Origin of the sequence: Mucilaginibacter segetis (genome assembly GCF_016522075.1) — a bacterium.
In the GTDB taxonomy this organism is placed as follows: domain Bacteria; phylum Bacteroidota; class Bacteroidia; order Sphingobacteriales; family Sphingobacteriaceae; genus Mucilaginibacter; species Mucilaginibacter segetis.
In genome coordinates, this window is sequence record NZ_JAEHFW010000002.1 from 616,483 (window position 1) to 642,079 (window position 25,597).

The following is a 25,597-nucleotide window of genomic DNA, read 5'->3' on the forward strand; positions in this document are numbered from 1 at the left end:
AAACAAAAAAGGCCCTTAATCAACGATTAAAGGCCCTTTTGATGTTTTTGATAACATAATCAGCGGAATGGACGGGACTCGAACCCGCGACCCCATGCGTGACAGGCATGTATTCTAACCAGCTGAACTACCACTCCGTTTGGGTTGGCAAATATACGCACCATTTTTTATTAAGCAAGCTGTTTTTTTAAAATTATTGATTTATTGCATTTTTTGTTTTTTTCAAGATGAATAAATATAAATCATTATTTATTTATATTTTGATAAAGCGTTTACTTTATACTTAATAATGGGTAATTTACGTTCAACTTTAAAACATTTACCATGCTTAAACAATGCTTAAAAGGGATAATTGCGTTCATCTTTTTTTATAATACTGCATTTGCTCAAATGGAATCTCCGCGGTCGCCATTTGTATTTTCAAAATTTATTTCAGGGACTGTTTTACAGAAAGATGGAGGAGTGGTAAAAGCGTTATTAGATTATAATACCATCACTCAAGAGATGATGTTTGATAATAATGGCAAAAAGCTCGTTTTAGATAAAGAAACAATTGGTAATATTGACACTCTTTATTTTGATAGCCGTAAATTTATACCGGCGAGAGCTGTTTTTTTTGAGAGGCTTACCAATACACCTGTTACATTATATATTCAATATAAAAATAAGGCTGTTAATTCAAAGGCAACCATCGGCGCTGGCGGTGGATCAAATAATTCTATAGGGGGCTTTATTGGTGTAAAACAAACAAAAGGAACAACATATGTTGATTATGATATGACCCTGCCCGAAAACTATGAATTAAAATCTGAAAATGTATTTTGGTTGCAAAAAAAAGGCGTCTTTTATGAAGCTTCTAATCTTAAAAAAGTTGAAAAGCTCTTTTCTGAAAAGTCTTCCCAAATAGAAAGCTTTGTGAAGGAAAACAACATTGACTTAAATAAAATCGAAGACTTCAAAAAACTTATTGTATTTTGTAATCAATAGATTTTAAATAGAAAAAGAGCATAAATTTGATGCTCTTTTTCTATTTATAGGACAACGCTTAATTTTAATGTTTATCTTTTTTTCGTTCGTTCTTTCTCTCTTTTTTCATTGCCTTAACTGCTTTTCGACTATTGTTAGTCCAATGTTTGGCATACTTAACATCATGACTGTCTCTTATAATTACCTGACTTTTATGGTCTTTGTAGCCTACATATTTAGTCCTGATAATGTCGTTATGCACCCATGGGGTGTGCTCGTTTACAACAACTTTATAACCGTTATAAAGGTTATAGTTTTTATATTTTGCAGGTAATGCCCTGCTGTGTACCCATGCGTTATTATTATAATAAACGTATTGATGAGCCGGAACATCATAATAAGTATCAATATCCGGTATGTAGTAATAATCTACATGGTCATATCCTACAGGCCCCCATTCAGGTTGACTGCCGATATTAATATTTACACTGAGTTGTGCTTTTACTATTTGTATTGATAAACAGCTAAAAAATATTGCTGTTGATAAAATTAACTTTTTCATAATTGTTATTGTTTGAAGTATGACAGTCAATTATGAGTATAGTTTAATAAAATATGAACTGAAGCTACCGCTCAGCTTAATATAGCTTAGATGTTACAATTTAATAATATGATTATTCCTCGGTGTTTACGTTTTCCTTATCGGCTTTGGTCATAGCTAAAACGGGTTTGCCAATAATTTTATAATTACCATCTCCTCGTAAAATAGATGCAAGTTGAGAAGGGGCTTCCATTGTTTTTATCGCTTTGTCAAGTTCTGTATCGTATTTAAAGTTGGCCTCATACCTTCCTTTTTCATAATAATAACGCGAAGCGATTTCATTTTCAAGGACTTGTTCTATTTCCTGCTTGTGTAATTGCAGGTCATTCTTTTTAGTGCTTAATATTTTGGCTTTTAATTCCTCATACTCCGGCTTTATTTCATCAAATTGCTTTTCGCGGGTAGCCACGTCTTTTAAACTTGTAAGCATTTTTTCCGAAACAGTATTATAGGAATAATTTTTATCTGCCAGATATTTTATAAAATCGTTGTATTCCGTTTCGGATAAAGTAAAGTTGCGTGGGTCACCGATTCTTGGATGAGCAATTCGGTATTGCGTTGCATAATCAAATATAAAAAGTTTAGTTACCAACGTTTGTGTAATATTGGCAAATCGTTCCTGTTTAATAAAAATATCCGGATAAACGCCACTCCCGTCGTATACAGAGCGACCATTTTTTGTCTTAAATTCATGAAGCAATGAATCAGCGAATTTTATTACACTTCCATCATCTTTCCGGTGTGCATAATCTAATTCCTGAACGCAACGACCTGAAGGAATATAATATTTTGCGACTGTAATTTTAACCAGGCTGTTATAGGGTAAAGAGAATGTTTGTTGAACCAAACCCTTGCCGTAGCTACGCTGGCCAATAATTATTGCTCTGTCTAAATCCTGTAATGCGCCGGCAACTATTTCTGATGCCGATGCCGACCGGCTATTTACCAAAACAACTAAAGGCAGGTTAGGTTCTATAGGATTATTTATGGTGTTATAAGTAAAGTTTTTCTCCTTTATTTTCCCCTTTTGGGAAACTACCATTACATCCTTCTCAACAAAAAGATTAACAATTTTTACAGCTTCCTGTAAAATGCCGCCGCCGTTTGACCGGAGATCAAGTATTATACCATTCGGATTATTTTTTTTTAAAGCCACCAAAGCATCGGTAACTTCATTAGCCGAATTTTCGAGGAATTTATTAAGCTTAATATACCCCATGTTACCGCCAACCATTCCGTAATAAACAACGTTCGGTTGTTTTATTTCAGCACGAATCAACGTTTTTTCAACTGGTGCATCCCCCTCACGTTTCAGAAGTAATCTGATTTGCGCACCTTTTGAACCCTTTAATAAAGAGCTGACCTCATCGTTGGTTTTGCCAGCGAGATCTATATTGTTTATTTTAATTAACTCGTCTCCCTGTCTGACATCTGCTTTTTGAGCGGGGAATCCTTCAAAAATATCAGATATGTAAATCTTTCCTTTACGTGAAAAGATACTGGCACCTATGCCGCCATATTGAGTGCTGACATAGTGCAGCTTATAATCCTCTATCTCCGATTCTGGTACGAATTCGGTATATGGATCAAGACCATTAAGCATGGCATCAACACCAGTTTTAACTAACTTGGCTGAGTTGATATCATCAACATAATTGATGTTAACTTCTTTATAGACAGATGCAAAGACATCAAGATTTTTGGAGATCTGAAAAAGATCGTCATTAAAACTCCACAATAGCACAGCAATGGCCATTGCCCCGGCAAATAGTACGGGCTTTTTTAATTTACTAATGCGCTGCATTATATCATACTCCTTAACCTTAAAACTTAAACATACATAAAGCTTCGCAGCTTTTATAATGTGAGCTTATTAAAGCCGGTTGTTATCAATATTAACCAGCGCCTTTTTTAATGTAAATACGATGTATTTTCTGTCGCGGTTAACCAAATTCATTAAACGGGATATAAGCGTTTCTTCTTGTCCTTCGGTATAATTTAATTGTTCGTCAGTAAGGTGGTTGTATTTTCGTTGAACCTTAATTTTTATGCGTTCCCAATCTTTATTACTGATAGTGATCTCTGCCATGGAAATAAAATTATTTTAGCAAAAATATAAAAATACAACGTTGCTTCGTTTAAAATGCGGCTAATTATTAAACTTTTACCTTTAAGCCCAATCTATTGATACTTTAAATCCAACTAATTTAAATAGAATGGGTTTATATTAAATTACATATGTTTATTTATCTAAAAACTATAACTATGAAAAAGTACATTTTAGGGTTTGCAGTTATTATACTTACAACCGTTAGTGCTCATGCACAATTCTCTTTAGGGGCTAAAGCAGGCGTTAATTTTTCTAAGATCAACACAGATAATTTAGATGAGTCAATAATAGCAGGATATCAGGCTGGTTTATTTGCTCGTGTAGGAAAAAGTCTTTTTATACAGCCAGAACTTTACTTAAGCAGTACGGGGGGTAAATTTGATTCTAATGACAACGGAACCGCATATAACGGTAAGGTTAGGTTTACTAACTTAAATGTTCCGTTATTAATTGGTAAATATTTTGGAGGTCAAAATTTAAATATACACATCATGGCCGGGCCGGTTTATACCTATGTATTAGATAAGAACGCCAGCTTTTCGGATAATTTCAATCAGGCATATCACGATTTTGGAGATTATAACAACAGCACTTTGGGATTTCAGGCAGGAGCAGGACTTGATCTTGGCCATATCACAGCTGATTTGCGTTATGAAGGCGGGCTGACAAAAATAAATGACAATTACGGACAGCGTCAGAATATTTGGTCGCTTAGCGTTGGCTTTAAGTTCTTTTAAGAGATAAATTCAGTAAGCTTTGGATTAAGAGAGGATCTCAAATTAAATTTTTAGATTTTAGATCCTCTTTTAACTGTTCTGGCGAAGTGAAATGCACACAAGTTATACCTAAGTTTTCTGCCGCTAAAATGTTGCGGTAATTATCGTCGATAAATAATGCCTCTGCAGGATTAACATTGTATCTGTTTAATAAGATATTATAAAATTGAGGCGAAGGTTTGCGCATTTTTTCAGTGCCTGAAACTACTATACCGTCAAACCAACTCAAAAAATCAAATTTGGCAATAGCCTTAGGAAAGGTTTCTGCCGACCAATTAGTGAGTGCATATATTTTATATCTGCCACTTTCCTTTAGTTCTTTAAAAATTTCAACGGTTCCATAAAAGGCTTCGCCAAGCATCTCATCCCAGCGATCATAAAACGCACGTATGTTTTTTTCGTGTTCCGGATGTTCTTTAATTAAAGCTGCTGTACCTTCAGCTAAACTACGTCCGGCATCCTGCTCTTCATTCCAATCAGATGTGGTTATGTTTTTAAGGAAATCAAGCATTTCCTGTTCATCGTCAAAAATTGTTCGGTACATATAATGGGGGTTCCAGTCAATCAGCACCGCACCCAAGTCAAAAATAATTGTATTGATCACTTCTTTTTAATCTTCTTTTCGTGTTTAAACTCATATACCTTAACTCCGGTTACCACCGAATCTTTGTTAAGATAAAAAATCAGGCTTTTAAAATATAAGGTGTCAGCCAAATCCATCTTGCGGGTTATCTCATAAGAAAAACTTCTGTCAGTGTGGCTATTTCGTTGAGGGTAATCTAATAAGTTTATTACCTGCTTATAACTCATCCCCTTTAATTTATGATTTTGTAAAAGGTCCTCAACCATTGTATAGCGTTTTGGCCAGCTTATTCCATCACCGTCGTTCCAACCTTCAGTAGTGAACTTCTCCTGGTTACGGCACCCTGATATTGCCAACAACAAAAAAAATGGGAATACATAATTTATGAGGGACTTTTTCATGTTAATTATTTTCTAGCAAGTATTTCTTAAATCCGGCAAAGTCTACGTCCAAACTTACGGCTTTACTTTCTTTTTCTGATAAAGCTTTTACATGTTCGGGAATTACGATCTTATCGGCGATATTCTTGTTGAAAACTTCAGGGAATTTGCACGGATGTGCCGTAGATAAGAAAACTCCGGCTACATTGTCGCTATTTCGCTCATGTTTCCAATCCCTTAAAGCCCTCCATGCTATTGCTGTATGCGGACAAGCAATATAATTATATTCGGCGTTTATCTCGTGAATTGCTTTTAGGGTATCCTCATCGGTATAAGCATACCCGGTTATTTGCTTTTTTAATGCATCCGTATCCTTTTTAAACATATCGGCAATTCGAACCCAATTACTGGGATTACCCACATCCATTGCATTTGATAATGTAGCTACCGAGGATTTAGGCTGATAAACCCCGGTTTTTAAAAACTTCGGGACGGTATCGTTAACATTCGTAGCTGCTATAAACTGCTCTACCGGCAATCCCATTTTCCAGGCCAATAAACCTGCGCCAATGTTGCCAAAATTACCGCTTGGTACAGCAAATATCACTTTGTTTATGCCCTCTCTGAGGAGTTGGGCATATGCGTTGAAATAATAGAAAGTCTGCGGAATAAGTCGCGCGATATTGATAGAGTTAGCAGATGTCAGGCGAAGTTCATTATTAAGCTCATCATCAGTGAAGGCTTGTTTTACAAGTGCCTGGCAATCATCAAAAGTGCCGTCAATTTCAAGTGCACGTATATTTTGGCCGTTTGTGGTTAATTGTAATTCCTGTATATTACTTACTTTTCCCTTGGGATACAAAATTGTAACACGTGTATTTGGCACTCCTAAAAATCCCAAAGCTACCGCACCACCGGTATCCCCGGATGTTGCTACCAGTACATCCAGTTGCTTTTCGCCCTTGGCTAAAAAATAACTCATTACCCGGCTCATAAACCGGGCACCAAAATCCTTAAAGGCTAATGATGGGCCATGAAAAAGTTCTAAGACATAGGTACTCTTCTCTAATTCTACCACAGGGGCATAAAAATTTATAGCATCGTAGATGATCTTTTTCAGATCTTCAGCGGGGATATCGCCTTCAAGTAAACTGGTGGCTATATGAAAGGCTATTTCCGGTAATGTGTACTCGTCCAGATTGCTTATAAATTTTTCGCCCAGATACGGAATTTCAACGGGCATGTACAGGCCTTTATCTTTAGGCATGCTATTAAAAACCGCCTCTTTAAAACCCACCCGTAGATTGGTATTATTAGTGCTGTAGAATTTCATTGGTGATTCTTTATATTAACCTATAACTCTGGGCCCGGCATCGTTAATTGTAGATACATAGGTTTTTGAGTTAATATTTATATTAGTTAAGTGTTGTTGTAATTTTTGGATTATTAGCGTGGCTGTTTCTTCATCTCTTGTAAAAGCGAATACTGATGGTCCTGAACCTGATATACCAAAACTAACAGCACCTAACTCCATAGCCATTTCACGCATCGGATAAAAATCAGGTATCAGCATTGAGCGTACCGGCTCCACTAAAACATCCTGCATGCTACGCCCTATCAGATCAATATCCTGCATAAACAGACCACTTACTAAGCCTGCTATATTTCCCCATTGCGTAACAGCGTCTTTCATTAATATTTTATTCCGGATGATCTGCCTGGCTTCGCGGGTAGGTACGTCAACATCCGGAAAGATTATGGCACAATATAATCCGGGCGGATGTGGTAGCCTCACTACATCTAACGGAGAATAACTCCTTATAAGCACAAAGCCTCCAAATAACGCGGGGGCCACGTTATCCGCATGACCATGCCCGCATGCCATCTCCTCCCCCTTCATGGCGAAGGGTAATAATTTTGCAGGATCGCTATTATCGTCCATTAAGGTTTTTATAGCGAACAGACCTGCTACAGTGCTTGCCGAACTTGAACCCAGACCGCTGCCAATGGGCATTTTTTTATGCAGTTCAATATCCAGGCCAATATCGGTACGGTTAATGCTTTGCAAATAATGCTGCACACTAACACTTACGGTATTCTTAGCAGGGTTAAGAGGTAATCGTCCATCATCCCCTGTAATTTTACTAATAGTAATGCCCGGTTTATTAGTAATGCGCATAATAACCTCGTCTCCCGGTTCGTTTACCGCGAAACCAAGTACATCAAAACCACAAACCACATTGGCAACCGTAGCCGGTGCAAAAACAGCTATACTGTCAGCAACCTTAACATTGCCAGAATTGGTAATGCCTTTTTCCTCCTTAAGCGGAGGCTTAAATTCTTGTATATTATTTTCCATTGTTAAGCTTTTATAATAATTAGGATGATAAATTAATTGGCACCCACGTTTATCAGGTCGGCAAAAACACCCGCCGCAGTTACCTCGGCACCCGCTCCGGGCCCTTTTACCACTAATGGCCGCTCTTTATAACGGTCTGTAGTAAATGATATAATATTATCGCTGCCTGATAACATATAAAAAGGATGGTTTTCATCAACCATTTGTAACGTTATAGATGCTTTTCCATCTTCCAGCTTACCAATGTAGCGTAATACTTTTTTCTCCCTTTCTGCCTTATCTTTCAAATTAGCAAAGTAGGCATCCTCGGCTAACAAGGCAGCATAAAAATCATCAACTGTTTGCGCAACCAGGCAGGCTTTGGGCAGTATTCTCTCTATTTGCACATCTGTGGCTTCCATTTCATAACCGGCATCCCGGGCCAAAATGAGCATCTTTCGCATAAAATCCGTACCACGCAGGTCGTCTCTGGGATCTGGTTCGGTGTAGCCTTTTTCCTGCGCCATTTTTACCACATCATGAAAGTTCACATCCGCTTTGAAATGATTAAAGATGAATGAAATAGTGCCTGAGAGTATAGCTTCAATACGCTGTACCCTATCGCCGCTGCTCATTAAATCCTTAAGTGTGCGGATAATAGGTAAACCTGCTCCTACATTAGTTTCGTAAAAAAAGTCTACCCCATGTTTGCGGGCAGTATCACGGAAGGTTTTATATTGACTGTATGACGCCGAGTTGCCAATTTTATTACAGGTAACAACGGATATGTTCGATTTGAAAATGGTTTCGTAAAATTCAATAGGCTTAGGACTGGCGGTATTATCTATAAACACACAGTTAGGTAAATTCATTTCCTTCATTCTTGAGATAAAGTCTTCCAAATTGGCTGTGGTTACAGATTGCTCTAATTCATCCTTCCAGCTATTTAAAGACAAACCATCAGCGTTAAAAACCATTTTGCGGGTATTGCTTATACCGGCTATTTTTACCTGTATGCCATTGTTTTCCTGTAAAAAATCGCGGTGCGCATTTAGTTGATCAAATAATGTCCGGCCTATATTGCCGGTACCTAAACAAAAGGCATGCAGCGTTTTGGTAAGCTGTACAAAAAAAGCATCGTGTACTGCATTTAAAGCCTTGGCAAGATCAGCAGAGGAGATAATTACCGATATGTTATATTCAGAGGAGCCCTGGGCAATCGCACGAACATTCACGCCGTTTCGGCCGAGGGCATGAAATAGCTTGCCCGACATTCCCGGTGTTTGTTTCATGTTTTCGCCCACTATGGCTAATATAGCCTGATCCTGTTCTACTACTAAAGGGTCGAGTTTTTGAGCAAGCAGTTCCAGCTCAAATTCCTGCTCTATTAATGTTTTTGCATGGTAAACATCTTCGGGCTGTACTGCGAAGGTTATACTGTGTTCAGATGAAGATTGCGTTATCAATATTATATTGATCTGTTCACGGGCTAGTAATGAAAATAAGCGCCCGCTAAAACCCGATTTGCCAACCATTCCGCTACCCTGGAGGTTTAATATGCTGATATTGTTAATAGATGATATACCCTTTATTGGCAGCAGAGATGCTTTGCAATCGTGCCGGATAACGGTTCCCTTAAACTCAGGGTCGAAGGTGTTCTTGATGACGATTGGTATTTTTTTCAAAAAAGCGGGAGTCATGGTGGGCGGGTATATCACCTTAGCGCCAAAGTAAGATAACTCCATAGCTTCGGTATAAGTAAGTTCCTCCAGCGAAAATGCTTTTTTTACCATGCGGGGGTCGGCGGTCATCATGCCATTTACATCAGTCCATATTTGTATTTCCGAGGCATTTAGCGCCGATCCGAAAATAGCGGCGGTATAATCACTGCCACCCCGTCCAAGTGTAGTGATTTGTTCTGCCTCGTTGGATGCTATAAATCCGGTGATAAATAAAACTTTGTCGCTGTTCTCTTTATAAAATCCGCGGATAAGTAATTCAGTAAGCTCCATATTTACCCGGGCATGGCCAAATGAGCTATCGGTTTTTATTAATTCAGCCGCATCAACAAACAAAGCATTGTCAAAATGCTGAGCCGCTATTTTACTTATCATGAGTGTGGAACATCGCTCGCCGTAGCTCAATATCAGATCGTGTGTTTTTGGCGTAAGTTCCTTCAAGGTGAGTACACCCTGCAATAGTTCTTCTAACTGATTAAAATGAATTTTTAAACGGGTGTAGGCCGGATTTTGATTTTGAACATGAAGTAACTTTTTCACCACGTCATAGTGGCGTTTTTCCAGTTCGGCAAGCGTTTGTGTAAAATCATTTCCGGCTGCGGCCTCTTCTGCCATAGATATCAAAAGGTTGGTTACCCCGCTCATAGCCGACAATACTACAACAGGCAGGCCTGTAGATTTATCATCGTTCTTTAAAATGTTAAGTAAAGTTTGGATACTGTTAACAGATCCTACAGAAGTACCGCCGAATTTTAAAACTTTCATTTTTGTGATATCATAAAAAAGCCTTCCTCTTTTAGGAGGAAGGCTCATTTGGTTATTTATGTTTTTACACCATACGATTATCTTCCTCCGTGTTTTATCCCGGTGGTAATAATAGTTGTAATGATGATGTTGTTAGTTGTCATATATAATGTCTGTAAAGTAAGTAGAATATTTTTTAATAAACAAACATCATTTGCTATTTATTTTTCAATGGCCGTTAAATTCATAAATTGCAGCACTTATGCAAGGCTTAATTACCAAATCAACCGGAAGCTGGTACCAGGTTAAAAGCGGCGATCAAACTATTGATTGCCGTATTAAGGGAAAGTTTCGCACCAAGGGGATTACCACCACCAACCCTCTTGCGGTTGGCGACTTGGTTGATTTTGAAATGGAGCCTGAACAAGACACCGGTGTGGTAACTACGTTGCATCAACGTAAAAATTATATCATACGTAAATCCATTAACCTTTCTAAGCAGGCGCAAATTATTGCAGCCAATCTGGATATGGCTTTACTGGTAGTAACTTTGGCTTCTCCCCGCACCTCACTTGGTTTTATTGATCGGTTTTTGGTAACTGCTGAAGCATATGATATACCCGCCATAATTGTATTTAATAAGTTGGACCTGTTTAGTGATGAGGGTTTAGAAATATTGGCTGATTGTAGGGCGATTTATGAGGATATAGGTTATTCTTGTTACGAGGTGTCTGCACTTGAGGGTACCCATATTGAAAGTTTACAAGAGACATTAAAGGATAAAGTAACTTTATTTTCAGGGCATTCAGGTGTGGGTAAATCGAGCCTTATTAATCGTCTGCTTCCCGACCTGGATCTGCGTACACATATGGTTTCGGAATGGAGCGACAAGGGCATGCACACCACCACTTTTGCCGAAATGTTTGATCTGCCGCAAGGCGGACGGATTATTGATACCCCAGGTATCAGGGAACTGGGAGTAATAGATATAGAAAAACAGGAACTGAGCCACTTTTTTCCGGAAATGCGTGAGCTGATGAACCAATGTCGCTTTAATAACTGTCGCCATATTAATGAGCCAGGCTGCGCTGTTTTAGCCGCTGTAGAAGAGGGTGATATTGCTATTTCACGATATGACAGTTACTTGAGTATTTATAATGGTAATGACACAAGGGCTTAGAGGTGGGATTGGGAAAGAATACACAAGATAAAAGAATAAATAATGCGTGCGGTATTACAAAGAGTTTCTGAAGCATCTTGTACGGTAGACGGTAAAATTACCGGAGAAATAGGTGTTGGATTTTTGGTGTTATTGGGAATAGAAGATGCCGACACGGAAGAGGATATACAATGGCTGGCGCAAAAAATTGCAGGCATGCGTGTATTTGGAGACGAAAATGGTTTAATGAATAAATCTCTTGCGGATGTTAGTGGAAATATATTGTTGGTATCCCAATTTACCTTATTTGCGCAAACCAAAAAAGGTAACAGACCTTCGTTTATTAAAGCAGCCAAACCTGATAAGGCTATACCGCTTTATGAGAAAATGATAACCGCATTACAAGAGCTTGCCGGCAAAATAATTGCTACCGGCGTTTTTGGCGCTGATATGAAAATAAGTCTGGTAAACGATGGCCCGGTAACTATAGTGATGGACACTAAAGATAAAGATAACCACTGATATGGAACTTAAGGATGCCCAGCAACTGGTAGATGAATGGATAAAAACAACAGGCATACGTTATTTTAACGAACTCACCAATACCGCTATCCTGATGGAAGAAGTTGGCGAAGTGGCACGTATTATGGCAAGGGAGTACGGCGAACAGTCTTATAAAAAATCAGATACTGAAGTTGATCTTGCTGATGAAATGGCCGACGTGCTTTTTGTATTGATCTGTCTGGCTAACCAAACCGGGATAGATCTCAGCGAGGCACTACTGAAAAATTTGCAAAAAAAGAGTATTCGTGATGCCGACAGACACAAAAATAATGAAAAGTTAAAATGAGTTAAACCAACTTTACTAGTTTTTCGCCATCCAGAATCGGAATAGCGGTTGTCAGGTCAATCTGCAAACAAAATTCAATATCTTTTTCGATCCCTAATTTTTTCAAACGTTCACTGTGCGATGTTTTTTTAAGATAGTCCACTATATCTTGTTTGCCTATTTGGTATAAGTCATTAGCAGCAATGGCCGGGTCATCTAATACGTAATCTCTACTTTTTATCTGCTCAATTACAGCGCCTGCATATAAGGTGTCTTCCAGGTTGAAATTGTTTTTCCAACCGGCGCAAACCAGCAAAATACTATCCGGTTGTTTTTTAAGCCAGCTGCATAACGAAGTAATATTTAAGAATGAGCCGATAACTACTTTTTTTGCCTTTCGGGATAAGTGCAACGCGTTTGTACCATTAGTAGTGGTAAGCACAACAGTTTTACCGAAAACTTTTTCTTTAGTGTAAGAGAAAGGCGAATTACCAAAATCGAAACCTGAAACGACTTCGCCGTTACGTTCGGCAGCCAGCAAATATTCTTTACCCTTTTCACGATAAGCGGAACATTCTTGAATTTCAGCCACCGGGATAATAGCCTCGGCACCATTACCGATGCCATAAGTAATAGATGAGGTAGCTCTAAAAATATCTATAACCACCACTATATAATCTTCTATATTATATAATGGTATTAATGCCGGGCTAAGGCAAACGTTTAAAAGCTTGATCATTAGGGTTGTGAAAACATTCAAGATTATTTATAGAACGGGGGTTTAACAACCTTTGCTTTTACTTTATTGTCCCGTATACTGATGTAAATCTCGCTACCTTCTTTAGCAAATTCATTTTTAACATATCCCATCCCAATTGCTTTTTGTAAAGACGGAGATTGAGTGCCCGATGTAACACGCCCAATGTCGTTACCATTACCATCAACAATTTTATAATCATGACGAGGTATACCGCGATCTATCATTTCAAAGCCTACTAATTTTTGCTGTACACCAAGTTGTTTTTGTTGTTGCAGAGCGTTGGAATTTGTAAATTCCTTATTAAATTTAGTAACCCAGCCTAATCCGGCCTCTAAAGGAGAGGTGGTGTCATCAATGTCGTTTCCATAAAGGCAAAAGCCCATTTCTAACCGTAATGTATCGCGAGCGCCGAGTCCGATAGGCTTTATGCCAAAGGGCTCACCTGCTTTAAATATCTCATTCCATATATGTTCAGCATGGCTGTTATCAAAATAAATTTCGAAACCTCCAGCACCGGTATAACCAGTTGCGGATATTAATACGTTTTCTACACCGGCAAATGTTCCCTTTTTAAAAGTGTAATATTCCATAGATGCCAAATCTATATCAGTAAGAGATTGTAAAGCATCTGCTGCCATAGGCCCTTGTATAGCTAACAGTGAAGTGCGGTCTGATATATTTTTCATATCAACCCCATTGGTGTTATATTTACTTATCCATTCCCAGTCCTTTTCAATGTTAGAGGCGTTTACTACCAGCATATATGTTTTTTCATCCAGCCGATAAATAAGTAAATCGTCAACAATACCACCTGTTTCGTTAGGAAGGCAGGAGTATTGAACTTTACCATCATATAGTTTGGCAGCATCGTTACTACTTACTTTTTGTATAAGCGCTAATGCATTTTCACCTTTCAAAATAAATTCTCCCATATGGCTAACATCAAAAACGCCTACGTTTTTACGTACGGTTTCATGTTCAGCATTTATTCCGGAGTATTGTACAGGCATATTATACCCAGCAAAGGGTACCATTTTAGCGCCAATTTTAGCATGTAAGTGGCTTAGTGCGGTATCTTTCATCTTTATTTATGATCTCGCGCAAAAATAGCTTTATTATAACGTATTATATAACTGATTGATAAAATTCAGCAAGGGCAAAAGTAACCTTATTAATATCGTGGTGCTCGTTTACAAGAGTTCGGGCATTAATGCCAATTTGACGGCAGAGATTTTCATTTACTATACATCTTCTTATTGCCCGGTAAAACTCGTCAGTGTTATTTGCAATAATTATATCGGTGCCGTTGGTATAATTAATTCCTTCGGCGCCTAATGATGTTGAAATAATGCATTTTTGCATGGCCATACCTTCAATGATTTTTACCCGCATACCACCGCTGGATAGTAAAGGAACAATCATTATTGATTTGCTATTCATAAATTCCAGGGCATCATCTACCTCTCCCTGAATAAATACTTTTCCTAATACATAATAGTCATCAAATTCTTCGGGGATATTGTTACCGGCCACGTAAAATTTGACTTTCAGATCTCCGTCAGTAAGGTCTTTGTGAAAATTCTCTATAAACCATTCAATCCCTTCGCGGTTAGGCAGCCAGTCAAGCGAACCTAAAAAGAACAAGCTGGGGTGCTCCGTTTTACTGTAATCAGGTTGATACTTAGTTAAATCAACACCTATTGGAAAAATCCTTACAGGTATTTTTGTGCCATGCTGCAATATAAAATCCCTATCCTGAATAGTGAATACTACTATGGCATCAAATTGATTTAGTAATTCCAATTCATAGTTCTTTATACGTCGTGCGATCAAATTCAGGTACCACTTTTTAAAAGGATCATTCTTTTGTTGTGCCAGTTTGTGCCATACCTGGTGTTCAATATTATGAGCACGATAAATGAGTTTTGCTGTAGTGTTTTTACGAATAGTAGACAGATAGGGGGCTACAAATAAACCTTCCAGCTGTATAATGTCATATTTATTTTGCTGAAGGTTGCTAATGAGTAATTTTTCGAACCCGGAGTTATAATATTTATCAATATTATACGGATTTTTAGTAAAAAGATTATTAAAAGCCTCTGTTAATGATATACGGGTGTCTATCCCGTATTCCGTATAATTTATTTTGTTTAGCAGCCCATCCTTTTCTGATGGTTTGCCGCTATGTTTTTTTTCATTTAATGACATTAACGAAACCTCGTGACCTAAATTTATTAGCCCCGTTATGGTGTTACCTACAACAATAGGATAACCCCCATTTTGTGGAAATGGTACACGATGTGTTAAAATTAATATCCTCAATTGGTTATACTTGGTGGTTCAAAAATACCAAACCCAAAACGCTTTATCAAAAAGCAACGTTAAAAAATGCTTAACTGCGGATCGGTAACTCTGAACGTGCGTCTGTGATATGGAGTATAACCCATTTCTAATACGGTTTTGCGATGACTTATAGTGGGATAACCCTTATTGCTATGCCAGTTATATTCCGGATGCTCTATAGCTATTTGCTTCATATAATCATCCCTGTAGGTTTTGGCTAATATAGATGCAGCTGCTATACTAAAATATTTACCATCGCCTTCAATTATGCATTGATGTGGAATATCTAAATACCTGTTAAACCGGTTGCCATCAATTATTAAAAACTGAGGGCTAAGGTGAAGTTTAGCAATAGCCCGGTGCATAGCTAAAAAAGACGCATTAAGAATATTTATTTCATCAATCTCTAAATTATCTACCGAAGCAACAGCATAGGCAAGCGCTCTTTCTTCTATCTCCGTTCTCAAGGCATATCTGACATCTTCAGATAACTGTTTAGAATCATTTAGTAATTGATGATCAAAATCATCAGGTAATATTACCGCAGCAGCAAATACTGGTCCAGCCAAACATCCCCGTCCCGCCTCATCACATCCCGCTTCAATATATTCGTGCTGATACCTCGCTAATAACATTTTTAAAATTGGATGTTGCAAATATGGTGAAATAGGATAAGCTAATAAATACTTGTTGAAAAAACAAACAATATGGTGGTTGAAACTAACCGCGTTGACTGCTGTTATAATTAGTATGAGAAAATTGCAAATCGTAATTTTTATCCTTTGTATAATTCCAACCATTACTTGTATGGCTCAAAAAAGTACGCCGCTTCCACATGGGATGGTGTTTGGGTTAAAGCCTGAAAATGTTGGGCCAGTTGAATCCTACAAAATAGAGGAATTTATGGGAAAGAAAACAAGGGTCACAACTGCCATAGAGGGAAAGATATTACGGGTTACCAAATCAAAGGGCGGGTGGTTTGAAATGGAAGCCGGAAAGGAAAAAATTATAGATGCACACTTTAAAGATTATAGTATTACCCTGCCCAAAGACATTGAAGGCAGAACAGTGATAATTGAGGGCGTTGCTGAAAGAAAATTTCTTGCAGATGATAGACAGCACTTTGCCGGAGACACAGTAACAGGCAAAAAAGCACATAATACAAACCCTAACCCTAAGCAACGGATTAGTTTTGAAGTAAGGGGATTAATGGTTGATATTTAATGTCTTTTTTTTATTAAAACAGTGTAGATTGCTTTTCTATTCTGGATGTGTTTAATTCAAGATCTTTAACAAATAACTGTTTTATTTTTTGAGATACCTCGTTTTTGTTGATGGTTGATGCATCGCGGCGGCACTTAAGATAATGTTCTCTTGAAATTTTTTCCGCCAGATCGCCGATTGTTTTCACACTCATTTCCTTGCCGAAGCGTCCGGCTAACCTAAGCCCGACTATTCCAATCAATAGGCCAGAGAGTCCTATTGATAAATTATAAAAAAGCGTTATTATACTTCCTATAATCACTAAAACAAATAGGGTAACAACCCATTGTTTAGGTTTTAGTAAATTAAGTTGAAATCCCATTTCTTCTTCAATCCCTGAAATAGCTTCAATGCGGCTATCGCGGGGAAATAATTCTGAAAGACGGGTTTGCGGTTTTATCCGCTCTTTATCAAACCCAGTAGATTCCGTAATAGCATGCCGTAATTTATAAAACGCTTGTTGGGTAGTACAGCTGTCGGTATTGGTTTTCTTAACTTTATCAATAACCACATCACAGAGCTTCCCAAAAGTTTTTACCTCTTTTAAGGAGGTGTCTTCTAAATTAATATTAAACGATTGCTCTATTTTTATTAAAACTTCACCTATATCTTCAGGGTCTACATGATCAAGATCAATAGACCGCTTATTATCAGAATTAACTTTCAATACAATATAATTTAATTAAACAATTGTTGACGGACGTAATTTTTTTACGTCCGTCAACTTCTTTAACAAATTCGATCGCACTTGCGTATCAAATTTATTTACTCAAATACATTGATTTTTCTTTATACAGATGCCTGAAATAGGGATCCTCCAGATTCGGGATAAACCTGATGGCCTCGCCGGTTGACTTCATTTCAGGGCCGAGTTCTTTATTTACTTCCGGAAATTTATCGAATGAAAATACCGGTTCTTTTATAGCATATCCTTTTAGCTTACGCTCAATTTTAAAATCTTTTAATTTATTTGCTTCAAGCATTATTTTAGCAGCGATATTTATATAAGGAACATCGTATGCCTTTGCTATAAATGGCACCGTCCGTGACGCCCTTGGGTTTGCTTCTATTACATACACTTTGTCATTTTTTATGGCAAACTGAATGTTCAATAATCCCCTGACATTTAATGCCCCGGCAATTTTTGCAGTGTATAACTCCATTTGCTCTATAACGGTATCTGAAAGATCAAAAGGTGGCAATACTGCAAAAGAATCTCCTGAGTGTATACCGGCAGGTTCTATATGTTCCATCATGCCTATAACGTGCACATCATCGCCATCGCTTATGGAATCCGACTCAGCTTCCGCCGCGCGATCCAGGAAGTGGTCGATCAGGACACGATTGCCCGGCAAATTTTTAAGCAGATTAACAACTGCTTTTTCAAGGTCTTCATCATTGATAACAATGCTCATCCCCTGTCCGCCCAGTACATAGCTTGGCCTTACCAATACAGGATATCCTACTTCGTGTGCAACCTCCAATGCTTCTTCGGCACTTTCGGCTACCCCATATTTAGGATATGGTATATCCAGATCTTTCAGCAGATCAGAGAAACGACCCCGGTCTTCCGCAATATCCATATTGTCAAAAGAGGTGCCAATTATCTTTACACCGTGTTCATGCAGTTTCTCAGCCATTTTCAGAGCTGTCTGGCCACCCAACTGAACAATTACTCCATAAGGTTTCTCCAGATCAATTATCTCACGCACATGCTCCCAAAATACGGGTTCAAAATACAGCTTGTCTGCCATATTAAAATCAGTAGACACCGTTTCAGGGTTACAGTTGATCATTATAGCTTCAAAGCCGCTTTCTTTTGCTGCAAGCAAACCGTGCACGCAACTATAGTCAAATTCTATACCCTGCCCTATACGGTTAGGACCCGAACCCAATACAATTACCTTCTTTTTATCAGATACTATCGATTCGTTCTCTCCTTCGTATGTGGAATAATAATATGGTGTTTGCGCGGCGAATTCTGCAGCACAGGTATCAACCATTTTATAAACACGGTTTATACCCAAACTTTTTCTTCGCTTATAAACATCATCCTCTGTTACATTGCCTAAAATATAAGCTATCTGTGTGTCAGAGAAACCTTTTTGTTTCAGGGTGTAAAAAAAGTCTTCAGGAATATTGTTTAAAGAATACCGGCGCAACTCCGTTTCCATATTAACCACTTCCTGTATCTGGTTTAAAAACCAGCGGTCAATTTTGGTTACTTTTCTTACCGATTCAATGGGTACACCTAAACTTAAAGCATCGTAAATATGGAAAAGCCTATCCCAGCTTGGGTGTTCAAGGCTGTGCATTATTTCATCGAGATTGCGGCTTTGGCGGCCATCAGCACCTAAGCCTGCACGGCCGATCTCTAAACTTTGGCAAGCTTTCTGTAAAGCTTCTATAAAGCTGCGGCCTATGCCCATCACCTCGCCTACTGATTTCATTTGCAAGCCAAGCTCTTTATTTGCGCCTTTAAACTTATCAAAGTTCCAACGAGGTATCTTTACAATCACATAATCAAGTGTAGGCTCAAAGTAAGCCGAGGTAGTTTTAGTGATCTGATTTTCTATCTCATCAAGGTTATACCCTATAGCCAGCTTGGCTGCTATTTTAGCAATAGGATAACCGGTTGCTTTAGACGCTAAGGCAGATGAACGTGAAACACGAGGATTGATCTCGATAGCGATAATAGATTCGTCAGCGGGGTTAACAGAAAACTGAACGTTACAACCACCAGCGAAATTTCCAATAGCGCGCATCATTTTAATAGCCTGATTACGCATTTCCTGATAGCACCTGTCGCTAAGGGTCATGGTCGGGGCAACTGTTATTGAATCGCCGGTGTGGATGCCCATCGGGTCAAAATTTTCAATTGAGCAAATAATGATCACATTATCGCGATTGTCGCGTAAAAGCTCTAATTCGAATTCTTTCCACCCTAATACTGCTTGTTCTACTAAAACCTCGTGTGTAGGTGAGGATTGTAAGCCACGGCTAAGAGCAGCATCAAAATCCTCTTTTTTATGTACAAACCCACCGCCGTATCCTCCCAGCGTATAACTTGGGCGTATTACTAAAGGAAAACCAATTTCCTGAGCGGCTTCTTTACCTTCTAAAAACGAGTTGGCTATTTTGGACTTGGCCACTCCTATACCTATATCAACCATAAGTTGGCGGAAAGCCTCACGATTTTCGGTTTTCTCAATGGCGGCTACATCAACACCAACAACCATCACGTTGTGTTTTTCCCAAATGCCGCGTTCTTCTGCCTCTTTACATAGGTTTAGGGCAGTTTGGCCTCCCATGGTAGGGAGTACAGCGTCAATTTTTTGCTCTTGCAGTATTTGTTCAATACTTTCACAGGTGAGCGGCAACAAATAAATATTATCAGCGATAACTTTATCCGTCATGATGGTTGCCGGATTACTGTTAATAATAGATACCGAGATACCTTCTTCTTTTAAAGAAAGGGCTGCCTGTGAACCGGCATAATCGAATTCACACGCCTGGCCAATAATAATAGGACCGGAACCAATAATAAGTACGGATTTAATAGAAGTATTTTTGGGCATAGGGCTTTTTTTTATTCAAAAGTTCTAAGTTCAGAAATCAAGCTGTCGATCAAGACGATAACACATTTTTTCCTATGCGCTGAAAGCGAAATCCCGACTTCAGCGTCGGGGTGCAAAGATACGGATTGTTAAAACATTTTACAGGTTTTTTTGGAATTTAACTTAAAATTGTTATATTATAATATAGGTTTTCGCGATTTGTATGCGTGATTATTATTTTAATTTATTTTTTCCATCAAACTAAATTTATCGCTAAATTGTACCAACCAATGTATATTCCTTAATAAATAAAGCCATGAGAAAATTATTTTACGTTTTTATTATTCTGATTTTTTCTGCTTGCGGTACAGTTCAGTCCATCATAAAATCAAGCTTCCCTTATACTGCTACACTTACCATCCCTGCTTCAGCAGAGCCTGGTAAAATGCTTACGGCAATAAGTACAGGCAATAGTTTCGATCAGAATTTTACCAAGGATGGAAACAATAGTAGTCGTATAAGCGAAGTACATATAGTTTCAGCCAAGATGCAATCAACGCTTCCGGCAGATTTTAATATCGGTAATCTGTCATCAGCTAAAATATACATGGCGAAAGAAAATGGCGAAGGCGAAGTGCTAGTGGCTTCGCGAACAGATATTGGCCCTAATTCTGGTAATAGTATTGTTTTAGATATAGATAACACACATTTTTTAGACGAGCTCGTGCGCGAACCCAGTGTCCGCATTAGAATGGTATATCAGCTCAGAAATAAAATAAATGCTGATGCAAGTTTAAGAGTGGCTTTAAGTATAACAGCCAATCCATCGCCCAGGAATTAGCGTACCAGCACAGCATTTACTTTAATTTACGATAGCGCTATTTCAGCACCTCGCTTATTGGCACACCAATACACCCGTTAGGTTCCTGTATGTGTAATAAAGCTGCAACCGTTGCAGCAATATCCGTCATGTGGGTTTGCCGGGTAAGGCGCCCATGTTTTATGCCCCAACCCATAAACACCAAAGGGATATGCGTGTCATAAGGATTCCAGGTGCCATGAGTCGTGCCGGTGTTTCCGCCCGAAAAATAAGCCGGCTTTAATATGACTTGTATAACGCCACTGTGATCTATGTTGTAGCCATTGATGATCTTTTCCTTTAATTGTGCAGGAATACTGGCGTTTTGTGTTTGCTGCATATCAATGGCATAAGCAACCTCAGGTAACTGTTGTAAATATTGAATGCAGTCGCTCTTTATCGCATCCTCGTTCAATTGATTCTTTTTAATCATTACATTATTCAGGTTTACCTGATAGTTATCCATTCCAATAACCAAATTCTTTACCTTGTACTTTTCTTCCAGTATCTTATTCATCTCCTGCCTCGCTTTTCCGCTGATCCATACACCTGCCGGAATGTTATGATCCATCAAAAAAGTGGGGTTATGTGCAGCACCATGATCAGCAGTTAAAAAAACCGAATAATTACCTTTGCCAACTGTTGCATCTAAATAATTAAAAAATGAAGCCAGGTCACGGTCAAGTCTTAAATAGGTATCTTCAATCTCAACAGAGTTTGGCCCGAATTGGTGCCCAACATAATCTGTTGAGGAAAGACTTACAGCTAAAAAGTCGGTAACTACATTTTTTCCCAAATTCTCACCGGAAATTGCTGCCTTGGCCAGATCAAGAGTTAATGAATTACCATAAGGAGTTGAGCGTATCATACCCAAATTTCCGTTGTAAAGCTTAGAGGTAAGCACAGGCATGGTTGGTGCATCAGCGCCACGAAACTTGCCTTCATATTTAGGACTATTATCCGGAGCGCTTTGAACATAGGTGTTGATCGGGTAAAGAGTATTCCAATCCTGCTTCAAATATTTTTCAGGATTTTTTTGTGCATTGAATGATTTTAACCACTGTGGAAGATCGCTCATATAATAACTGCTTGTTATCCAGTTACCGCTTGCATCGTCAAACCAATAAGCCGCGTTTGCAGCATGACCAGCAGGCAAAATTCCGCCCCGGTCCTTTAATGCAATGCCTATCACCTTTGACCTGAAATTGGTTGCCAAACGCAATTCATCTGTAACGGTACTTACCAGCAGGTTACGTGGTGACATAAGGCCAGCTTTGGAATTACTACCTACCGGCGTTACTGTTGAATCGTCAGTACAATACATTGATTTACCAGTAGCCTGTATAATAAAATCGTTGCCAGCTATACCATGTATAGCTGGAACGGAACCGGTATAAATACAGGTATGACCTGCCGCGGTAACTGTGGGTATATAATCGATTTCTGTATTATCACAAGTGTAACCATCATTCAGGAGTCTTTTAAAGCCACCTGACTGATAGCGGTCATAATATCGGTACAAATAATCCCAGCGCATTTGATCAACCACAAGGCCAACCATTAATTTAGGGCGGGCTAATGTGGTGTTTTGCTCATTGGCCTTAATAACCTTTTTGTGGGTTTGAGCCGTTGCATTAAAAATGATAAATAACGATGCGAATAAAAAAATGTACCTGATCTTCATTGTATTGTTGAGATATGTTAAATAACGCAAATATCAACAATGGTATTAATTTTCAATGTGATATTTGCGTTACTTAAATGTTAAAAACTTAACGTCACTGAAGCAAGAAAGTTGCGGGTAGCCTGCGGAAAGTAATAATTATAGTTTACTACCTGACCTCCTTCTATGTCCGGATAGCTCGCGCCATTGGCTTCATACTCTTGGCTGAAGATGTTGTTTATCAATAAGCCCAGGCCAATTTTTTTTATTCCTTTAATGCTAAAGTCATACCTCATACGAATATTATTTACAAAGTATGCGTCTAACTGCCTGTTTACTATGAAAGAACTATTTCCAACTACCGGATATTCTGTAGGATTGGTGTTTGATGTATTATCCAGATATTGTTTTCCTACGTATTTACTAATAAAAGCAATTTCTCCTCCCTTTATTGGCGAATAGCTTACAGTGCTGGATGCAATGAATGATGGCGAATAGGCGATATTGGTTTTATCAAAGTCCTGTTCAACTACACTGTTGTCATCATAATTTATTAAAAACTGACGATAGTTTTTAATTTTATTGGTGCTGAGTGTAGCATTAGCAGCCCACAATAAAGACCGACTTATTTTTAATGCTCCGTCAAACTCAATTCCTGCCCGGTAACTGTCTTTTACATTCTGCCGAATTTGTGATCCTACATCATTTAATTGCCCTGTTAATATTAACTGGTTTTTATATAACATATAAAACAAGTTAATACCTCCTCTAAAAACAGATCCGCTTGTACGGTATCCGGCTTCAAAATCTTTAAGATTTTCGGCTTTTGGTCTGCTTTGCGGGGTTGAGTTGGTATAATCATCGCGGTTGGGTTCATGATTACCTACTGCAAATGATGCATAAATGTTGTTTCGCTCATTAAGCTCATAAGTGATTCCTACTTTAGGGTTAAAAAAGTTTAATGAGGAGTTTTGTTGAACATTATTCAAATTGCGGTCGTACCCGAGAAAGGAGTAATAAACATGGCGGTACTGCATATCTGCATATACTAATACATTATCTGACCGGTATTCGCCGCGAACAAAGGTGTTAAAATCATTCTTTTTGGCATCATCGCGATAATATTCATAGTTAGGGCCAATTCCAGCACTTTCTTTAGTGTAAATAATATTACCAAAATGCGCCCCCTTATATTCGTTATAGGCACCTCCTAGGGTGAAATTAAGAGTTTTGTCAGGTGTGTATTTTAACGCGTAGGTGATGCCGTAAAAATCATTATCCAGCCAACGTCTACGAGCAAGATCGGTATTAGTAATTGCAGTGCCCCCTATAACAACTGGGGTTAAACCATAATCTTCCACATCGGCATCGGCTTTAAACTCTTCATAATACCCTTTACCTTTAGTGTAATGTAAAGCTCCACTGAAAGCCAGCTTATCAGAAAGTTTTTGATCGTACAATAACTGGTAATGGCTTTGCAGATAATCGTCCACCTGGTCCGGGTAATAACTGCCATCCGGCAATATGCCCAATTCATTATAACGACGATGGTTGGGAATACTTTTATCGCTGATAATATAATCAGGTATACCATTCCATGCTTGATAAGTGCGTTCGTATCCTGAAAAGATGTTTGCCCTTAAGGTGCTGTTTTTGCCATAGTAAGCACCGCTTACAAAGAAGGATTTCAGGTGTGAAGATGCACGGTCAATATACCCGTCTGATCGTATGCGCGACAAACGGCCATCAATACTAAAATGATCACCCAATAATCCTGTACCCAGATTTATGGTGTTTTTAACTGTTCCGTAAGAACCGGCTGAATTACTGATATCCGCATAAGCCGTATCGCGGCGAGTAGTTGTTTGTATATTAATACTTCCGCCAAAAGCACCGGCCCCATTGGTTGATGTTCCAACGCCGCGCTGTACTTGTATGTTGTTAATTGTGGATGCAATATCAGGTAGATCGACAAAGTAAGAACCCTGGCTCTCAGAATCATTATAGGGTATGCCATTAATAGTTACATTAACCCTGGTTGCATCACTGCCGCGAATACGGATACCTGTATAGCCTATTCCTGTTCCCCCGTCGGAACTAACAACTACTGATGGTGTTTGATCTAAAAGATAAGGCAGGTCTTGTCCGAAATTATTTTTCTCCAGATCCTTTTTACTCAAATTTGTATATGCTGTAGGCGAGTTTTTGCTTGCCCTCGTTGCATTTACCGAGACTTCTTCGGTGGTAAACGTGGCAGCTTGTAACAAAAAATTAACGGTTTTGTCATTTCGGATTGTAACCGTTTTAGTAATCGTACTATAGCCAACGTAGCTTGCTTTTAAAACATAAGTTTCGGGTTGTAAACCTTTTAATTGATAAATGCCATCTGAATTTGTAATTGCGCTTAATGAACTGCCTGTAAGGCTTATTGTAGCGCCGGGCAAACCATCGCCCGCTTGATTAGTGACTTTTCCGCTGATGGAAAACTGTGCCGATGCCAAAACAGGCAATAGCAGGGCGAAGAGCGCCGCAAATAAATTTTTCAAAATTTTAATAATAAAATAGTTAAACCATCTGCCCATCAGGGTTAATGTGCAGTACACTTAACTTGTTACCTCTCCCTACGCCGGCATTACCCGGATCAGGTGCATGTTGGTTAGTGGTTGGTTAACGGTGAAATAAATTTTTTTTAATCACCTTTCATAACTCACTATTCGCAACAATGGGTTTGATCTCAGCCCGTCTTTCAGTTTGGTAAACAATCTGCAGTTTGTTTATAACCAAAGCAAGGCACCCCTTGAGAATTATACAGCAAAGATAGAATTTGATTCGGGATTATAAAACCACTGAAAACATCAATAGTGCTTTTGGCAGCGTAATAAGCTTATTGTTCAAATATATTAGGTACAAAACATCTTTGAATTTTA

The 25,597-nt window shown here is 38.5% G+C and carries 23 protein-coding genes and 1 tRNA gene; 7 read left to right on the top strand and 17 right to left on the bottom strand.

The genetic code is table 11. The features are described 5' to 3' along the window. Positions 1-63: 63 nt before the first annotated feature. Positions 64-137 (bottom strand) — tRNA-Asp (locus I5M19_RS12405). A gap of 187 nt (positions 138-324) precedes the next feature. Here I5M19_RS12405 and I5M19_RS12410 point away from each other — a divergent pair. Then, positions 325-987, top strand: coding sequence for a hypothetical protein (locus I5M19_RS12410; protein WP_200066647.1), 663 nt, complete (start codon positions 325-327; stop codon positions 985-987). A 64-nt stretch (positions 988-1,051) separates the two neighbouring features. Here I5M19_RS12410 and I5M19_RS12415 read toward each other — a convergent pair whose 3' ends face one another. The 3 genes from I5M19_RS12415 to I5M19_RS12425 all read right to left on the bottom strand — a co-directional run bounded on the left by I5M19_RS12415 (position 1,052) and on the right by I5M19_RS12425 (position 3,656). After that, positions 1,052-1,528 (bottom strand): hypothetical protein, encoded by a 477-nt coding sequence (locus I5M19_RS12415; protein WP_200066648.1) that lies wholly within the window; start codon positions 1,526-1,528, stop codon positions 1,052-1,054. Positions 1,529-1,640: 112 nt separating this feature from the next. After that, complete coding sequence (locus I5M19_RS12420) at positions 1,641-3,371, bottom strand: S41 family peptidase (protein WP_200066649.1); 1,731 nt, start codon at positions 3,369-3,371, stop codon at positions 1,641-1,643. Positions 3,372-3,440: 69 nt separating this feature from the next. Continuing rightward, positions 3,441-3,656: a hypothetical protein gene (locus I5M19_RS12425; RefSeq protein WP_200066650.1), complete on the bottom strand. Its 216-nt coding sequence runs from the start codon at positions 3,654-3,656 to the stop codon at positions 3,441-3,443. A gap of 176 nt (positions 3,657-3,832) precedes the next feature. Here I5M19_RS12425 and I5M19_RS12430 point away from each other — a divergent pair, with 176 nt between their 5' ends. Further along, a complete protein-coding gene (locus tag I5M19_RS12430) occupies positions 3,833-4,414 on the top strand; it encodes a porin family protein (protein ID WP_200066651.1) in 582 nt (193 codons plus the stop codon). 37 nt (positions 4,415-4,451) lie between these two features. Here the strand turns inward: I5M19_RS12430 and I5M19_RS12435 are convergent, their stop codons facing one another. The 5 genes from I5M19_RS12435 to thrA are packed head-to-tail and all read right to left on the bottom strand — an operon-like array spanning position 4,452 to position 10,258. After that, on the bottom strand, positions 4,452-5,057 hold the full coding sequence (locus I5M19_RS12435; RefSeq protein ID WP_200066652.1) for an HAD family hydrolase: 606 nt from the start codon (positions 5,055-5,057) through the stop codon (positions 4,452-4,454). After that, positions 5,054-5,437 (bottom strand): hypothetical protein, encoded by a 384-nt coding sequence (locus I5M19_RS12440; RefSeq protein ID WP_200066653.1) that lies wholly within the window; start codon positions 5,435-5,437, stop codon positions 5,054-5,056. Before I5M19_RS12440 ends, I5M19_RS12435 begins: the two co-directional genes overlap by 4 nt. A gap of 1 nt (position 5,438) precedes the next feature. Then, the gene (gene thrC / locus I5M19_RS12445; protein WP_200066654.1) at positions 5,439-6,749 is read right to left on the bottom strand and encodes a threonine synthase; all 1,311 of its coding nucleotides are present in this window, start codon (positions 6,747-6,749) and stop codon (positions 5,439-5,441) included. Positions 6,750-6,764: 15 nt separating this feature from the next. Further along, a complete protein-coding gene (locus I5M19_RS12450; protein ID WP_200066655.1) occupies positions 6,765-7,775 on the bottom strand; it encodes a homoserine kinase in 1,011 nt (336 codons plus the stop codon). Between the two features lie 32 nt (positions 7,776-7,807). Continuing rightward, positions 7,808-10,258: a bifunctional aspartate kinase/homoserine dehydrogenase I gene (thrA, locus tag I5M19_RS12455; protein ID WP_200066656.1), complete on the bottom strand. Its 2,451-nt coding sequence runs from the start codon at positions 10,256-10,258 to the stop codon at positions 7,808-7,810. A 241-nt stretch (positions 10,259-10,499) separates the two neighbouring features. On the opposite strand from thrA, the gene rsgA reads away from it, so the two are divergent. The 3 genes from rsgA to I5M19_RS12470 are packed head-to-tail and all read left to right on the top strand — an operon-like array spanning position 10,500 to position 12,246. Continuing rightward, complete coding sequence (rsgA, locus tag I5M19_RS12460; protein ID WP_200066657.1) at positions 10,500-11,417, top strand: ribosome small subunit-dependent GTPase A; 918 nt, start codon at positions 10,500-10,502, stop codon at positions 11,415-11,417. 42 nt (positions 11,418-11,459) lie between these two features. Then, positions 11,460-11,918: a D-aminoacyl-tRNA deacylase gene (gene dtd, locus I5M19_RS12465; RefSeq protein ID WP_200066658.1), complete on the top strand. Its 459-nt coding sequence runs from the start codon at positions 11,460-11,462 to the stop codon at positions 11,916-11,918. Position 11,919: 1 nt separating this feature from the next. After that, positions 11,920-12,246, top strand: coding sequence for a nucleotide pyrophosphohydrolase (locus I5M19_RS12470; RefSeq protein WP_200066659.1), 327 nt, complete (start codon positions 11,920-11,922; stop codon positions 12,244-12,246). Between the two features lies 1 nt (position 12,247). Here I5M19_RS12470 and I5M19_RS12475 read toward each other — a convergent pair whose 3' ends face one another. From I5M19_RS12475 to I5M19_RS12490, 4 genes are read right to left on the bottom strand one after another with little or no spacing between them, the layout of a single operon-like run. Beyond that, the gene (locus I5M19_RS12475; RefSeq protein WP_200066660.1) at positions 12,248-12,964 is read right to left on the bottom strand and encodes a 2-phosphosulfolactate phosphatase; all 717 of its coding nucleotides are present in this window, start codon (positions 12,962-12,964) and stop codon (positions 12,248-12,250) included. Positions 12,965-12,987: 23 nt separating this feature from the next. Then, positions 12,988-14,067: a glycine cleavage system aminomethyltransferase GcvT gene (gcvT, locus tag I5M19_RS12480; protein ID WP_200066661.1), complete on the bottom strand. Its 1,080-nt coding sequence runs from the start codon at positions 14,065-14,067 to the stop codon at positions 12,988-12,990. Positions 14,068-14,110: 43 nt separating this feature from the next. Next, positions 14,111-15,307 (bottom strand): glycosyltransferase family 4 protein, encoded by a 1,197-nt coding sequence (locus tag I5M19_RS12485; protein ID WP_200066662.1) that lies wholly within the window; start codon positions 15,305-15,307, stop codon positions 14,111-14,113. 59 nt (positions 15,308-15,366) lie between these two features. After that, on the bottom strand, positions 15,367-15,963 hold the full coding sequence (locus I5M19_RS12490; protein ID WP_200066663.1) for a ribonuclease HII: 597 nt from the start codon (positions 15,961-15,963) through the stop codon (positions 15,367-15,369). A gap of 55 nt (positions 15,964-16,018) precedes the next feature. Between I5M19_RS12490 and I5M19_RS12495 the strand changes: the two genes are divergently transcribed. Continuing rightward, positions 16,019-16,552, top strand: a complete 534-nt coding sequence (locus I5M19_RS12495) for a DUF4920 domain-containing protein (protein WP_200066664.1) — start codon at positions 16,019-16,021, stop codon at positions 16,550-16,552. A gap of 13 nt (positions 16,553-16,565) precedes the next feature. On the opposite strand, the gene I5M19_RS12500 is transcribed toward I5M19_RS12495, so the two are convergent. Together I5M19_RS12500 and carB are read right to left on the bottom strand one after the other, a co-directional pair. Next, positions 16,566-17,258 carry a hypothetical protein gene (locus tag I5M19_RS12500; protein ID WP_200066665.1) on the bottom strand — a complete coding sequence of 231 codons (693 nt, stop codon included), beginning with the start codon at positions 17,256-17,258 and terminating at the stop codon, positions 16,566-16,568. Between the two features lie 94 nt (positions 17,259-17,352). Beyond that, positions 17,353-20,169: a carbamoyl-phosphate synthase large subunit gene (gene carB / locus I5M19_RS12505; protein WP_200066666.1), complete on the bottom strand. Its 2,817-nt coding sequence runs from the start codon at positions 20,167-20,169 to the stop codon at positions 17,353-17,355. 295 nt (positions 20,170-20,464) lie between these two features. Between carB and I5M19_RS12510 the strand changes: the two genes are divergently transcribed. After that, a complete protein-coding gene (locus I5M19_RS12510) occupies positions 20,465-20,989 on the top strand; it encodes a hypothetical protein (RefSeq protein WP_200066667.1) in 525 nt (174 codons plus the stop codon). Between the two features lie 37 nt (positions 20,990-21,026). Here the strand turns inward: I5M19_RS12510 and pafA are convergent, their stop codons facing one another. Continuing rightward, entirely contained in the window at positions 21,027-22,691 is a 1,665-nt protein-coding gene (gene pafA, locus I5M19_RS12515; protein WP_200066668.1) for an alkaline phosphatase PafA, read from the bottom strand. An 80-nt stretch (positions 22,692-22,771) separates the two neighbouring features. Further along, positions 22,772-25,216, bottom strand: coding sequence for a TonB-dependent receptor (locus I5M19_RS12520; RefSeq protein ID WP_235985835.1), 2,445 nt, complete (start codon positions 25,214-25,216; stop codon positions 22,772-22,774). Positions 25,217-25,597 lie beyond the last annotated feature (381 nt).

Excerpts from the sequence above, each read along its gene's own strand:
- pafA (WP_200066668.1), bottom strand. The coding sequence starts at position 22,691 with ATGAAGATCAGGTACATTTTTTTATTCGCATCGTTATTTATCATTTTT.
- I5M19_RS12430 (WP_200066651.1), top strand. The coding sequence starts at position 3,833 with ATGAAAAAGTACATTTTAGGGTTTGCAGTTATTATACTTACAACCGTT.
- thrC (WP_200066654.1), bottom strand. The coding sequence starts at position 6,749 with ATGAAATTCTACAGCACTAATAATACCAATCTACGGGTGGGTTTTAAA.
- I5M19_RS12450 (WP_200066655.1), bottom strand. The coding sequence starts at position 7,775 with ATGGAAAATAATATACAAGAATTTAAGCCTCCGCTTAAGGAGGAAAAA.
- I5M19_RS12510 (WP_200066667.1), top strand. The coding sequence starts at position 20,465 with ATGAGAAAATTATTTTACGTTTTTATTATTCTGATTTTTTCTGCTTGC.
- gcvT (WP_200066661.1), bottom strand. The coding sequence starts at position 14,067 with ATGAAAGATACCGCACTAAGCCACTTACATGCTAAAATTGGCGCTAAA.
- I5M19_RS12440 (WP_200066653.1), bottom strand. The coding sequence starts at position 5,437 with ATGAAAAAGTCCCTCATAAATTATGTATTCCCATTTTTTTTGTTGTTG.
- I5M19_RS12470 (WP_200066659.1), top strand. The coding sequence starts at position 11,920 with ATGGAACTTAAGGATGCCCAGCAACTGGTAGATGAATGGATAAAAACA.
- I5M19_RS12410 (WP_200066647.1), top strand. The coding sequence starts at position 325 with ATGCTTAAACAATGCTTAAAAGGGATAATTGCGTTCATCTTTTTTTAT.
- I5M19_RS12420 (WP_200066649.1), bottom strand. The coding sequence starts at position 3,371 with ATGCAGCGCATTAGTAAATTAAAAAAGCCCGTACTATTTGCCGGGGCA.
- I5M19_RS12490 (WP_200066663.1), bottom strand. The coding sequence starts at position 15,963 with ATGTTATTAGCGAGGTATCAGCACGAATATATTGAAGCGGGATGTGAT.
- I5M19_RS12415 (WP_200066648.1), bottom strand. The coding sequence starts at position 1,528 with ATGAAAAAGTTAATTTTATCAACAGCAATATTTTTTAGCTGTTTATCA.
- dtd (WP_200066658.1), top strand. The coding sequence starts at position 11,460 with ATGCGTGCGGTATTACAAAGAGTTTCTGAAGCATCTTGTACGGTAGAC.
- I5M19_RS12475 (WP_200066660.1), bottom strand. The coding sequence starts at position 12,964 with ATGATCAAGCTTTTAAACGTTTGCCTTAGCCCGGCATTAATACCATTA.
- thrA (WP_200066656.1), bottom strand. The coding sequence starts at position 10,258 with ATGAAAGTTTTAAAATTCGGCGGTACTTCTGTAGGATCTGTTAACAGT.
- rsgA (WP_200066657.1), top strand. The coding sequence starts at position 10,500 with ATGCAAGGCTTAATTACCAAATCAACCGGAAGCTGGTACCAGGTTAAA.
- carB (WP_200066666.1), bottom strand. The coding sequence starts at position 20,169 with ATGCCCAAAAATACTTCTATTAAATCCGTACTTATTATTGGTTCCGGT.
- I5M19_RS12425 (WP_200066650.1), bottom strand. The coding sequence starts at position 3,656 with ATGGCAGAGATCACTATCAGTAATAAAGATTGGGAACGCATAAAAATT.